13 protein-coding genes are annotated in these 13,647 nt (G+C 62.6%); all 13 read left to right on the top strand.

All coding sequences use genetic code 11. The features are described 5' to 3' along the window. Window position 1: 1 nt before the first annotated feature. A complete protein-coding gene (locus NKI52_RS25180; protein ID WP_352465289.1) occupies window positions 2-1,063 on the top strand; it encodes an ABC transporter ATP-binding protein in 1,062 nt (353 codons plus the stop codon). Window positions 1,064-1,113: 50 nt separating this feature from the next. Continuing rightward, the gene (locus NKI52_RS25185; protein ID WP_352579122.1) at window positions 1,114-2,202 is read left to right on the top strand and encodes a Gfo/Idh/MocA family protein; all 1,089 of its coding nucleotides are present in this window, start codon (window positions 1,114-1,116) and stop codon (window positions 2,200-2,202) included. Between the two features lie 26 nt (window positions 2,203-2,228). Then, window positions 2,229-3,143: a sugar phosphate isomerase/epimerase family protein gene (locus tag NKI52_RS25190; protein WP_352700177.1), complete on the top strand. Its 915-nt coding sequence runs from the start codon at window positions 2,229-2,231 to the stop codon at window positions 3,141-3,143. A gap of 37 nt (window positions 3,144-3,180) precedes the next feature. Next, entirely contained in the window at window positions 3,181-4,122 is a 942-nt protein-coding gene (locus tag NKI52_RS25195; RefSeq protein WP_023675781.1) for a sugar ABC transporter substrate-binding protein, read from the top strand. Between the two features lie 61 nt (window positions 4,123-4,183). Then, a complete protein-coding gene (locus NKI52_RS25200) occupies window positions 4,184-5,188 on the top strand; it encodes an ABC transporter permease (protein WP_352700178.1) in 1,005 nt (334 codons plus the stop codon). Further along, window positions 5,185-5,967 (top strand): ATP-binding cassette domain-containing protein, encoded by a 783-nt coding sequence (locus NKI52_RS25205; protein ID WP_352700216.1) that lies wholly within the window; start codon window positions 5,185-5,187, stop codon window positions 5,965-5,967. Before NKI52_RS25200 ends, NKI52_RS25205 begins: the two co-directional genes overlap by 4 nt. 34 nt (window positions 5,968-6,001) lie before the next feature. Continuing rightward, window positions 6,002-7,183 carry an aldose 1-epimerase family protein gene (locus NKI52_RS25210; RefSeq protein WP_352700179.1) on the top strand — a complete coding sequence of 394 codons (1,182 nt, stop codon included), beginning with the start codon at window positions 6,002-6,004 and terminating at the stop codon, window positions 7,181-7,183. Window positions 7,184-7,274: 91 nt separating this feature from the next. After that, window positions 7,275-8,363: a fatty acid desaturase family protein gene (locus NKI52_RS25215; RefSeq protein ID WP_352700180.1), complete on the top strand. Its 1,089-nt coding sequence runs from the start codon at window positions 7,275-7,277 to the stop codon at window positions 8,361-8,363. 44 nt (window positions 8,364-8,407) lie between these two features. Continuing rightward, window positions 8,408-8,722 (top strand): MocE family 2Fe-2S type ferredoxin, encoded by a 315-nt coding sequence (locus NKI52_RS25220; protein WP_352465283.1) that lies wholly within the window; start codon window positions 8,408-8,410, stop codon window positions 8,720-8,722. 37 nt (window positions 8,723-8,759) lie between these two features. Continuing rightward, window positions 8,760-9,560: a 3-methyl-2-oxobutanoate hydroxymethyltransferase gene (locus NKI52_RS25225; RefSeq protein WP_023675787.1), complete on the top strand. Its 801-nt coding sequence runs from the start codon at window positions 8,760-8,762 to the stop codon at window positions 9,558-9,560. Window positions 9,561-9,786: 226 nt separating this feature from the next. Then, window positions 9,787-11,229, top strand: coding sequence for a DHA2 family efflux MFS transporter permease subunit (locus tag NKI52_RS25230; RefSeq protein WP_352700181.1), 1,443 nt, complete (start codon window positions 9,787-9,789; stop codon window positions 11,227-11,229). A gap of 279 nt (window positions 11,230-11,508) precedes the next feature. Beyond that, the gene (locus NKI52_RS25235; protein ID WP_023675789.1) at window positions 11,509-12,495 is read left to right on the top strand and encodes an ABC transporter permease; all 987 of its coding nucleotides are present in this window, start codon (window positions 11,509-11,511) and stop codon (window positions 12,493-12,495) included. Window positions 12,496-12,554: 59 nt separating this feature from the next. Next, window positions 12,555-13,580, top strand: a complete 1,026-nt coding sequence (locus NKI52_RS25240) for a sugar ABC transporter substrate-binding protein (RefSeq protein ID WP_352465280.1) — start codon at window positions 12,555-12,557, stop codon at window positions 13,578-13,580. The last annotated feature ends 67 nt before the right edge of the window (window positions 13,581-13,647 follow it).

Consider the following 13,647-nt stretch of genomic DNA (forward strand, 5'->3'; position numbering starts at 1 on the left):
GATGGCCGATATCGTTTTCCGTAATGTGACAAAACGCTATGGCGGCACGCTTGCCGTCGACGATGCGTCGTTCGCGGTGAACGACAACGAGTTCTTCTGCTTCTTCGGGCCGCCGCTGTCGGGCAAGTCGACGATACTCCGTCTGGTGCTCGGGCTGGAAACCCCGGACGCGGGCGAGATCCTGATCGGCGGAAAGCCGGTCAACACAGTGTCGCCGGCCGACCGCAACGTCGCCATGGTGTTCCAGAATTTGGCGCTGTTTCCGCATATGAGCGCGCGCGACAACATCCGCTTTCCGCTGGTCGAACGCCGGGTCGCCGAAGCCGAGATCGAAGAGCGCGTCGCCGACGTCGCAGCCAAGCTGCATATAGGCCATATCCTGCACAAGCCGCCGGCACAGCTTTCCGGAGGTGAGCGGCAGCGCGTGGCGATTGCCCGCGCGCTGGTGCGCGACCCGGCCGCCTATCTGATGGATGACCCGATTTCGGCGCTCGACGCCCGGCTGCGCGAGGAGACGCGCGTCGAGCTCAAGCGCATCCAGCGCGAGCTTGGCAAGACGCTGATCTATGTCACGCACGACCAGGAAGAGGCGATGTCGGTCGCCGACCGCATGGCCATACTGGAGAACGGCAAGATCAGGCAGATCGGCGCGCCGGCCGAGATCTATGACCGGCCGACCAGCACCTATGTGGCGCGGCTGCTCGGCTCGCCGATGATGAATATATTGAAGTCGGTGCACGGCGCTGAAGGCGTGGAGGCGGCGGAAGGCACGATCCGCATCGCGGATACCGGCGCCCCGGCCGATGCCGTGGAAATTGGACTCAGGCCGGAAGATATCAAGGTTAAGGCCTGGTCGGAGGGGGGCGCGGGCCGCGCGGCGCGAGTGTTCGAGGTCGAGCCGCTCGGCGGCTACACGGTTGTGACGCTCGCCGCCGGGCAGGCGCGTCTGCGGGCGCTGTTGCGCGGCCAGCCGGACATCAGGCCGGACGCGATGGTGGCGATATCCTGCGAGCCGGGCAGGGTGCATTATTTCGGGCAAGGCGGCGGAGCGCTGGCAAGATGACGGTGGCTGCAAGGAACGAGCTTCGGGAGGAATATATGGCAAGCCAAGAAATGGTGGGCAACGGCTTCGAGCCGGACGTTAAAGTCCGCACCAGAGAATACAGGATCGGCTGCGTCGGCGCCGGCATGATCATGGCCGAATGTCACCTTGCCGCCTACAAGGAAGCCGGTTTCCCCGTGGTGGCGATTGCCTCGCGGACCAAGGCCAGCGCCGAGAAGGTCGCCAAACGCTGGGATATCCCAACCGTCCACGACACGCCGGAACAGCTCATCGAGGACAAGAACGTCGAGATCATCGACCTTGCCTTTCCGCCGGACAAGCAGCCGGCGCTGATCCGCCATGCTCTGAAGCAGGCACATATCAAGGCGATCCTGGCGCAGAAGCCATTGGCGCTGTCCCTTGAAGAGGCAGTCAAACTTCGCGACGAGGCGGCCAAGGCAGGCAAGATCCTCTCGGTCAACCAGAACATGCGTTACGACCAGTCGATGCGCGTCTTGAAGCAGATCATCGACAGCGGCGCGCTCGGCGACATCGTTTTCGCCCAGATCGACATGCATGCGATCCCGCACTGGCAGAGCTTCCTCGAGGACTATGACCGGCTGACGCTCGCCAATATGAGCGTCCACCATCTCGACGTATTGCGCTTCCTGTTCGGCGATCCCTTGGAGATCACCAGCCTGACCCGCAAGGATCCGCGCACCCGCTTCGATCATTCGGACGGCATCACCGTGTCGACGATAAAGTTCCCGTCGGGCGTGCTCGCCGTATCGCTTGAGGATGTCTGGTCCGGTCCGCGCCAGGAGGGCTACAAGGACGACCAGCACATCAATTGGCGCGTCGACGGCACCAAGGGCGTCGCCAAGGGCACCATCGGCTGGCCGACAGGTTCTGCCTCGACGCTGACCTATGCCTCGACCGAGACCACCGGTGGCGAATGGGTGACACCCAAATGGGATACGATGTGGTTCCCGCATGCCTTCATCGGCGTCATGGAGCAGCTCCAGCACGCGGTTAAGACGGGCGAGCCGCCGGCGCTCTCGGTCGCCGACAACGTCAAGACCATGGCGCTGGTCGAAGCCGGCTATCGCTCGATCGACATGGGCCGGACAGTCAAACTTTCCGAAATATCAACTGACTGAATTACTTACAGGGAGGACTTCACACCATGATGCAGGCAGGTATTTTCACGGGTTATTTCCCGTATGGCCTCAAGGAAACCGCGCAGAAGATCCGTGCGCTCGATTTCAACACCGTACAGCTCGACCTGCATTTCAAGGACATAGATCTGTCGGCCGGGCAGATCACCAGGGACAAGGCCAAGACCGTCCGCGATACGTTTCGCGATCACAATCTGCCGATCTGCTGCGTATCGGGCTATACCAACATCATCCATCCGGATATGGCCGAGCGCGAGCGGCGCGTCGGCTATTTGAAGGAGATCATCCGCAACGCACGCCATTTCGGCACCCCTTACGTGATCTCGGAAACCGGTACCTACAACACCGAGTCCGACTGGGTGCATCACCCGAAGAACAAGACCGAGGAAGGTTTTGAGGAATGCCGCAAGGTCATCGCCGACCTTGCCCAGACCGCCTATGACCACGGCGCGGTCTTCCTGCTCGAAACCTATGTCAACAATGTCGTCGGTTCGGTCGAGGAGACGGTGAGGATGTTCGCGCAGGTCGACCACCCAGGCCTCGGCCTGCTGATGGACCCGACCAACTATTTCGAAACGCACAACATCGACAGGATGGACCAGATCCTGAACCAGGTGTTCGACACATTGACCGACAAGATCAAGATTGCCCACGCCAAGGACGTCAAGCGTTCCGGCGGCGACAAGTCGGAAAAGCACGCAGACATCGGCGACGAGGACGCGCTGGAGAGCCACACCTTCCGCGGCGTCGGCGAGATCGAGCTGCCGGCGCCCGGCCTCGGTTCGCTGAATTACGACCTCTATCTCAAGCGGCTGGCCGAAAAGCATCCGAACATCCCGGTCATCATCGAGCATCTTTCGGAAGACGACGTGCCCCGTGCCAAGAAATTCCTCGACGGGAAATTCCGCGCCAACGGACTGTGATGGCGCGGTTCGGCTACGAAACAAGGGAGGAAGAGAAATGTTGAAATTCGCGTTGAAAATCGCTGCCGCGGCGACGGTTCTCGCCGGTGTTGCGCTGGGTACGCCGGCGCTGGCGCAGGACGCCCAGAAGACGTTCTACCTGCTGTCGCATGGCGGCCCGTCGGATGCCTTCTGGATCGACTGGAATGCCGGCGCCACCAAGGCCTGCGACCAGCTCAAGGTGACCTGCAAGATCTCGTTCAGCGGCGGCGACATGGCGGCGCAGAAGGAAGCCTTCAACTCGGCACTCGCCGCCAAACCGGACGGCATCGCCACGACCTCGGCGCAGCCCGGCCTGTGGACCGAGGAGGTCAAGGCAGCCAAGGCGGCCGGCATCCCGATCGTGTTCTTCAATACCGACGATCCGGCAACCGGCCGGCAGGCCTATGTCGGCGCCGACCTTAAGGAAGCCGGTGTCATCTGGGCGAAATATCTGGTCGACCACAAGATGGTGAAGCAGGGCGACAAGGTGTTCCTGCCGGTCGAAGTGCCGGGCGCCAGCTACCAGCAGCTCGAGACCGAAGGCATTGCCAGCGTCTTCGATCCGCTCGGCATCAAATATGATGTGGTCGATTGCGGCACCGATCCGGCCGGCATCATCGCCAAGATGACCGACTACATGGTGGCCAACAACCCGCCGGCGATCATCGCGCTCGGCGATTCCGTTGCGGCCAGCGTCAAGCGGGTGTTCGACGGCGCCGGCGTGCCGGCCGGCAAGATCCCGGTCGTCGGCTGGGGCAATTCGAAGGAAACGGCCGAGTCAGTGAAGTCTGGGTTCATCAACGCGGCTGCCTGGCAGTTTCCCTCGGCGCAAGGCTTCATGCCGGTGGCGCTGCTCGGGCTGGCCGCCGCTGGCGAACCGATCGGCTACGACATCCACACGTTCAGCCTCTACGACGCGTCGAGCGTCGAACCGATCCTGAAACTCTACAACAAGTGATTGAAATTGACGCTCGCCGCGCAGGCGGCGGGCGTCACCTTGAAATATGGTCGAAACAGTCATGACAATTGCCGCAGAAGAGGAAATGCCGCGTACCAAACGCAGGTCGAGCCTGATGCGCTCGCCGCAGTTCTCTTCGCTCGTCATCCTGATCGTCCTGCTGGCGGTGTTCGCGATCGCCGACGCGAATTTCCTGTCGCCGCTCAACATCTCCAACATGATGGCGTTCCTGCCCGAGCTCGGCATCATCGCGCTCGGCATGACGCTGCTTCTGACGGCGGGCGAGTTCGACCTTTCGGTCGGTGCCGTGTTCGGGCTGGCGCCGGTCGTCGTCATGCTGCTGGTGCAGAACGGCGGGTTTGATATTGGCGTCGCGCTGTTGGCCGGCCTGCTGCTCTGCATAGCGATCGGTGCGATCAACGGCCTGATCGTCACCAAGATCGGGATCTCGTCCTTCCTGGTGACACTGTCGATGTTGCTCGTCGTGCGTGGGGCAGCGCTTTACATGACCCAAGGCTTTCCGCTGAAATCCTGGAACCAGCCAGGCTTCTTCGTGACGCTGCTGGCCGGCAGCTTCAATATCGGAACGTTCCGTTTCTATACCTCGCTGTGGTGGTTCATCGGCCTGTCGCTACTGGCGATCTATGTGCTGCGCTACGCCAAGCTCGGCAACTGGATCAGCGCTATCGGCTCGAACCGTAACGCTGCCGTGGCGCGCGGCGTGCCGGCCGATGCGGTCAAGATCTGGCTGTTCATCCTGACCTCGGTGCTGGCCGGTCTCGCCGGCATGATCAGCGCCTTCCGCATCTCTGCCGCCTCGCCGGTGGCCGGCACCGGCTACGAGCTCGAGGTGATCGCCATGGTGGTGGTCGGCGGCACTGCGCTGACCGGTGGGCGCGGCACCATCCTAGGCACCATCGTCGGCGCGCTGATGCTGCGCAGCATCCGCAACGGCATCGTGCTGATCGGCGTGCCCGGGCTCGCCTACAACATCTTCGTCGGCATCATCATCCTTGCCATGCTCATCCTGCACGCTTTGCTGCAGAAGAACGCCGCCAGGAGCTGATCATGGAAGTGCTTCGGCTGCAGAATTTGCAAAAATCCTTCGGCAGCGTCCGCGCCCTGAAGAGCGCCTCCTTCACGCTCAACGAGGGCGAAGTGGTGGCCTTGCTCGGTGACAACGGCGCCGGCAAATCGACGCTGATCAAGGCGATCTCGGGCGTGTTTCCGGTCGATCGCGGCGAGATCTATGTGCGCGGCCAGAAGGTCTCGATCCGCTCGACACGCGATGCGATGGATCTCGGCATCGAGACCATCCACCAGGACACCTCGCTGGCGCCCGATCTCAGCATTGCGCGCAATCTTTTCCTCGGCCGCGAGCCGGTCAATCTCAAATGGCTGGGCGTGTTCGCGCCGCTCGATCTCGCTCGATTGCGCGATGCTGCGTCGGCTCTATTGAAGCGCGTCGGCATCTCGAAAAAACTCGACGCCGATGCGCTGGTCAGCACATTGTCGGGCGGCGAGCGCCAATCGATCGCCATTTCGCGTGCCATGCAATTTGCCGCCAAGGTCATCATCCTCGACGAGCCGACCAACAATCTCGGCGTCGAGGAAACGCACGGCGTGCTGCGCTTCGTCAAGGAAGTGCGCGACGCCGGTCACTCGGTGCTTTTGATCACCCACAACATCCATCACGTCTTCCAGGTCGCCGATCGCATCATCGTCATGCGCCGCGGCGAGATCGTCGCCGAGCAGACGGTCGCCGACACCGACCTGCTGACCGTGGAAAGCATCATCACCGGCGCCGACATGTCGGCCCTGCTCAAGGAGACGAGAGCGAAATGAAGGTCGGGAGCAAAGTGAAAGAACTGGCCGTCACATGGTAGAGCTTTACGGCAAGACGCTGTCGCGCCGGCAGGTCTCGGAACGATCCGGCATGCTGTCGCAGTTCGCCGGCGTGCGGCTGATGACGCTTGGCGACGGCGTCGAGCGCGGCATCCGCATGCTCGAATTCCGCACCGGCTCCGGCCTGCGCTTCACCGCGCTGGTCGACCGGGCGCTCGACATCGCCGACTGCGACTTCAAAGGCCAGGCGATCGGCTGGCACTCGCCGAGCGGTTTTCGCCATCCCGGCCTGCACGAGTATGAAGGCGAGGAGGGATTGGCGTGGGCGCGGTCGTTTTCCGGCCTTCTGCTGACCTGCGGCCTCGACCATATATTGTTCATGAACGAAGTACCGGCCGATACCTACAACTACCCGCCGAAGACGATGGTGCGCCATTCGCTGCACGGCCGCATCAGCACCATCCCGGCGCGGCTGACCGGCTATGGCGAGACCTGGGACGGCGACCGCTGCGTGTTGTGGGCCGAAGGCATCGTTCAGCAATCGACTGTATTCGGCGAGGATCTGCACCTGCTGCGGCGGATCGAGGCCGATGTCGGCGGCAACGAGATCCGGCTTTCGGACCGTGTCGTCAATCACGGTTTCAACCGTACGCCGCATATGTATTTCTACCACATCAATATCAGCCATCCCGTGCTCGACGAAGGATCGCGCTACCTGGCGCCGATCCGCGACGTCGTCTGGGCGGGCCATGCCGGCGAGCGCTATGAAGTGCAGAAGGTCGGCTACCGCACGGTGCCGGCGCCGCAACCGGGATTCAAGGAACAGGTCTGGCAGCACGAACTCGGCGCCGACAGCACCGGCGAAGTCCCTGTGGCGGTGGTCAACGACAGGCTCGGCCTCGGCTTCGAAGTGGTCACGCGCAAGGACCAGTTGCCTTGCGCCTATCAATGGCAGAATTTCCAGGCCGGGCAGTACGCGCTTGGGATCGAGCCCTCGACGCATCATGTGCTGGGAAATCTGGCCGCGCGCGAACGCGGCGAGATGATCTGGCTGGAGCATGGCGAGAGTCGCTCCTACAATGCCGTTTTCCGGGTTCTCGACGGCGCCGGCGAGATCGCCGTCGCCGAGAGCCGGATCGCGGCAATCGCCAGGCAGCCGCAGCAGGATTATCCCCAGCCGTCGGGCCATTTTCCTGTTCTTGGAGGCAGGTCGTGATAATGGCGAACAGAATACGGGACACCAGTTGGGAGGCTGGCTCCGGCCGGAGCGGGAAGGGCTCGCGGCCGAGAGGGAATTGGAGGTCACAATGGCTGGCACGGTAAAGCGCGATTACAGCCTGGTCGGCGAAAGCACGCGCAGGGCGATCGAGACGGGACTGGCCTCGGCGGAGTGGTACCACACGGATGTCCCCCGCAAGGCGATCAAGGAGTTGATGCAGCGCTCAGACGGCCCGGCGATCCGCGACACGATCATTTGGATCGTCGCCATCCTCGGCTCGGCCGCCGGCGCCATCTATTTCTGGGGCACCTGGTGGTGCGTGCCGTTCTTCTTCGTCTACGGCGTGCTCTACGGCTCCTCCAGCGACTCGCGCTGGCACGAATGCGGCCATGGCACTGCCTTCCGCACGCGCTGGATGAACGATGTCGTCTACCAGATCGCCAGCTTCATGCTGATGCGCAACCCGGTGACCTGGCGCTGGAGCCATGCCCGGCACCATACAGACACGATCATCGTCGGCCGCGACGCCGAGATCGCCGTGATGCGCCCGCCGGACCTTTTGCGTGCGGCGCTGGCTTTCACCGGCATCCTTGATTTTCGCTATTCGCTTCCGGCGCTGGTACGCCAGGCGTTCGGCAAGCTGACGCCCGACGAGAAAAGCTACGTTCCCGAGATGGAACAGCACAAGGCCGTCATCGCGGCGCGCTGGCATATTGCCATCTATATCGCCACGATAGCACTCGCCCTCTACATGCAGTCGTGGGTGCCGGTGGTGCTCATCGGCGTGCCGCGCCTCTACGGCACCTGGCACATGGTGATGACCGGCCTGCTGCAACACATCGGTCTGGCCGACAACGTCGTCGATCACCGGCTCAACACCCGTACCGTGTACATGAACCCGATCAGCCGGTTTATCTACTGGAACATGAACTACCACGTCGAGCACCACATGTTTCCGATGGTGCCCTATCACGCGCTGCCCAAGCTGCATGAATTGATCAAGCACGATCTGCCGGAGCCGAACCCGTCGATATGGCATGCCTATCGCGAGGTCTGGCCTGTCCTGCTCAGGCAGCTCAAATACGAGGATCATTTCCTCAAGCGCGAACTGCCGCCAACGGCCAGGCCCTATCGTGGCGAGTTCCACGAAGTGAACATGTCGGCGGCGGCTGAATAGGCACCGCACCGGCGCCATGCAGAAAATTTCAGGAGAGATATAGAATGGCCGATTGGGTCGAAGCGTGCGCCGTGGACGATGTCGAAGAGGAAGACGTCATTCGCTTCGACCATGGCGGCCGCACCTTCGCGATTTACCGTTCGCCGGACGATGAATTCTTCGCCACCGACGGGTTTTGTACGCATGAGAAGGCGCATCTGGCCGATGGGCTTGTCATGGACGACATCATCGAATGCCCAAAGCACAATGGCCGCTTCAATTACAAGACCGGCCAGGCCAAAGGGGCTCCCGTCTGTGTCAATCTGCAGACCTATGCGGTCAAGGTGGAAGCTGGCAAGGTGATGATCCAGATCGCCTGACCGGCCTTCTGTCACGTAGCAAAGGGGACCAAAATCCATGAGCCGGAAAAGACCGACCGTCGCAGACCTGCGGGCCATGAAGGGCAAGCGGCAGCTGACGATGCTGCGCGTGCTGACGATGGACGAGGCCGAGGCCGCCGAACGCGCCGGCGTCGACATCGTCTCGGTGCCACCGGAGCTGGTGCTCAATCCGCAATACCGCGATGCGGCACCCAGCCTGTTCACCATGCCGGGCGAGAATTTCTTCGAGATCGGCACCGCCGATGATTTCGTCCGCTGGGCGTTCCGGCTCTACAAGGCCAGCGCCGATGCGGTCTATTGCAGCGCCGGCTATGCCACCATCAAGCGGATGGCCGACGACGCCATTCCGGTAATCGGCCATGTCGGCCTCATCCCGTCACGCGCCACCTGGACCGGCGGCTTCAAGGCTGTCGGCAAGACCGCCGACACCGCCATGCAGGTGTTCGAAGCGGTGAAGCAACTGGAGGCCGCCGGCGCGATCGGCGCCGAGATCGAAGTGGTGCCGGTGGAAGTGGCCAAGGCGATCTCGGAACGGACGTCGCTGATCATGCTGTCGATGGGAGCGGGCACCGGCTGTGACGCGCAATATCTGTTCGCCGACGACATCCTCGGCCAGAACCGCGGCCACATGCCTCGGCATTCCAAGGTCTATCGCAATTTCGCCGCCGAATACGATCGCCTGCAGGCCGAACGCATCGCCGCCTTTTCCGAATATGTCGCCGATGTGAACAGCCTGGCCTATCCCGAAGACAGGCACGTCGTGCACATGGACCCGGACCAGCTCAGCCTGTTCCTGGAGAAGATCGAAGCCGCATGAGATACGCCGGCTGCGGCACAAAGCGTCATCGCGGATCGTAAAAGGCCGGTTCGGCGCCAGGGCCAGGTCATCGCATGGCCGGCAGCGATGCCACACGAAAGTTTGTTGGACCAGGTCTGGACGGCACCGGCCAGATGCTGTTGAAACCGGTGCGTCATCGGTTTGCCGGACAATTGTGCGGTTGCCGATGGAGCGGGTGAAAATTCCCCTTCGGACAGTTCTGTGCATGACCGCCATTCCCGAAAACAAAGCCTTGCCCGAAACCGCGCCGGCGGCGCGGCAAGCTCGGCGGGTGGCGCTGATCGTCGCCGTCGCCTTTTTCATGCAGCTTCTGGATTCGACCATCATCTCGACCTCGCTGCCGCAGATGGGAGAATCCTTCGGCGTGCCGGCGGTGGCGATGAGCATCGGCATCACCGTTTATATGCTGACCATGGCGGTGTTCGTGCCGCTGTCCGGCTGGCTTGCCGACCGTTTTGGCGCGCGCAACATCTTCCTCGTGGCGATTGCCCTGTTCACGCTGGCCTCGCTCGTTTGCGGCATCTCACAGAACCTGGCCGAGTTCGTCGCCGCACGCGCGGTTCAGGGCCTGGGCAGCGCGCTGATGACGCCGGTCGGCCGCATCCTGGTCCTGCGCAACGCGCCGAAATCCGAGCTTCTCAACGCCACGGCGCTGATCACCTGGCCGGCGCTGTTCGCGCCGGTGGTCGGGCCGGTGCTTGGCGGCTTCATCACCACCTATCTCTCCTGGCACTGGAATTTCTTTATCAACATTCCGCTTGGGGTTGCCGGTTTGGCGCTGGTCGCCCGCTTCATTCCCGGCGACCGCGAAGGCGGCGCTAGGCCGCTCGACTGGCCGGGCTTCCTGCTGACCTCGGTGGGGCTCGCCGCGATGCTCTATGGCCTCGAGCGCATCGCGCATCCGCAGGAGGGTGTGTTGCCGACCGTGGCACTGCTCGGCACGGGCATTTTGGTCGGCTGGCTGGCGGTGCGGCATCTGGGAAGCGCCAACCATCCGCTGCTCGATCTCACAGCTTTCAAGGTGCAGACCTTCGCCATCTCGACGCTGTCGGCCGGCACGATTTTCCGGATCGCCATCAACGCCACGCCGTTCCTGCTGCCGCTTTTGTTCCAGGTCGGCTTCGGACTGAGCCCAGTCGATGCGGGCATGATGATCCTGGCCTATTTCCTCGGCAATCTCGGCATGAAGGCGGTGACGACGCCGACGCTGAGGCGCTTCGGCTTCCGTTCGGTGCTGATCGTCAACGGGGTGATCGCTTCCTTGTCGATCATGGCCTGCGCGGCGCTTTCGCCGCAGACGCCGCAAGCGTTGGTGGTGGTGCTGATGCTGATCGCCGGCCTTTCGCGATCGATGCAGTTCACCGCGCTCAACACACTGGCCTTCGCCGATGTGGCCTCACCGCAGCGCAGCTCGGCGGCGACGTTGTCCAGCATGCTGCAGCAGGTGGCGATGCTGTTCGGCGTAGCGGTCGCCGCGGCACTGCTCAACCTGTCGCAGATCGCCAGGGGGGCTGCGGCGCTCGATCTCGTCGACTTCCGACTTGCCTTCCTGGTGATCGGCGCAATCGGGCTCGTCGCCTCGTGTCGCTTCCTGGCGTTGCCGAAGGCTGCCGGCGCCGAGGTCTCGGGCCATGTTTTGCGGATTTGACGCGGGAATCCAGCGGCGATCGCGGACATAAATTCTGCCTGCTTCGCTCGTTGTGGAACAAACTTTTGCGAGCGCTCCGATCGGCACGGTTAATGCAAAAGTGCTTGAGTTCCTGGCATTGCGCCAGCCTCGCCAATCGGCGCGTCCAACCGCGGAATTTCCTCGCAAGCCGGCCTGCAATGCGCGGATTCATTTGACGAATTGGTCTTGAGCCGATTAGCTTTCGTTCCGATGGCCGCAGAGGGAGCAGGGCGTAGCCATCGCGGGTGAAAGCGGGCAATGAACGCGACCGGCTGGCTAAACTGGAGAAGCCTGAACCAGGAGGGCATTGTCTTTGCCATCGCGGTTGTGCTGTTCATTGCCGCCGCCATCGGACTGCCTGGTTTTATCAACTCGAACAATCTCGTTGCCATCGTGCGCTCGGTCTCGGTGCTGGGCATATTGGCGCTCGGCATGGCGGTCGTCATTATCGGCAGGGGCATCGACCTGTCGGCGGTGGCGATCATGGCGATGTCGGTCGCCTGGTATCTGCAACTGCTGAATTCGGGAACATCCGACGGGCTGGCCTTCGCCTATGTGCTCGCTGGCGTTCTCGCCATCGGGCTGTTGAACGGAATCCTGGTCGCCTACGCCGAGGTTCCGGCGATCTTCGTGACGCTGGCGACCGCATCCTTCGTCTTCGGCTATGTGCGCTCACAATTGATCACACAGGACGCCGTGCCGGTGCCGCCCGGCCATTGGGTCGAGCTTCTGGGCGGGCTGCGTTTCCTCGACATCCCGGTCGAGGTCTTTGTCTTCGCCGGGCTGGCTTTCGCCTTTTTCCTGTTCCTGCGCTACACCAAATGGGGTCGCTACGTCTATTTCGCCGGCGACAACCCGGTTGCCGCGCGCAACATCGGCATTCCAGTGCGCCCGATGCTGGTGCTGCGCTACGTGCTGTCGGCCCTGGTCTCGCTGGTGGCCGGCCTGCTCACCGCCGCCAGCCTGCATTCGATCAACACCCGCATCGTCAATTCCACGCTGCTCTACGACATCGTGCTGGTGGCGGTGATCGGCGGCATCGGTCTGTCTGGCGGGCGGGGCGGGGTGCGCAACGTGCTGGTGGGTGCCGCGCTGATCGGCATCCTGCTCAATGCGATGACCATCATCGACATTCCGCTGCTCTATCAGAACCTGATCAAGGCCGCGATCCTGCTGGCGGCGATCATCGTCGATGGGTTCATCAATCCGCGCGACGAGCAGACCGCGCAGCAAGGCGACATTTAGACTGACGCGAACGGTTGGGGCCGGCCGCGAACGACAACGACCAAACCAGAGGATGTGACATGAAAATCATCAGGACGTTTATGGCTGCCGCGGCAGCGCTTGCCGCCTCCGCATTCGTGGCGCCAAGCTTCGCGGCCGAAGATCCGGGTCCGGGCGCCTATTCGCAAGCACTCAAGGGCAAGCGCGTGATGCTGGTACCGATGGCGATGGGCTTCGACCTGGCACAGGGCTGGGCGCATTACCTGAAGACGGAGGTCGAGGCCTGGGGCGGCGTGTTCGAGACGCGTGACCCGAACTGGGTGGTCGATGCCGGCGCGCAGGCGATAACCGACGCAATCTCGTCGGACACCAGGCCGGACGTGCTGATCATCCATTCGCCGGACCTCAACTCCTATGCCAAGCTGATGAAGAAGGCGCAGGCCGCAGGCACCTATGTGCTTTTGGTCGACAATCCGGCGAACTTCCCGGCCGATGCCTTTGTAGGCAGCGACTGGGATCGGCTCGGCCAGCTGGAAGCCGAAGCGGCGATCAAGGGTTGTGGGCCGAACTCGTCCAAGAAGATCGGGCTAGTGCAGGGCGACCAGGCCAACTCGTCGAGCCTCTACCAATATGCCGGCATCATGAAGGTGCTGGACAAGAACCCCGACTTCAAGGTCGTGGCCAAGCCTGACTCCAACTGGGATGCGACGACCTCGCGCAACGTGACGACGACGATGCTGCAGCAGAACCCCGACATCTGCGCCATCATCGATTTCTGGGACGGCGACGCGACCGGCGCATCTGCTGCGATCCGCGATGCCAAGCTCGAGGGCAAAGTCTTTCTGGTCACCACCGGCGGTGGCGAAAAGACCGCCGACTGCGACAAGCTGCAGGACGGCACCTATGGCGCGGTGGTGATGACCGACCTTGCCCGCCAGTCGGGCGACATCAACGCCGTCATCAAGTTCCTGTTGCAGAGTGGCCAGCCGGCCGGCACCTCGCACACCTACATCTACACGCTGGAGAAGGCGACAACCAAGGCCGACCTCAAGCCAGACAGCTGCTGGGACTTGAAAGCACTGCAAGCCCAAGCTGCGGCCAAGTAGGCCGGCTTTCCTGAGCTTGGCGCTGCCCCTCATCCGCCTGCCGGCACCTTCTCCCCGTATAGTGACG

It is taken from the genome of Mesorhizobium sp. M0590 (assembly GCF_040320905.1).
GTDB lineage: Bacteria > Pseudomonadota > Alphaproteobacteria > Rhizobiales > Rhizobiaceae > Mesorhizobium.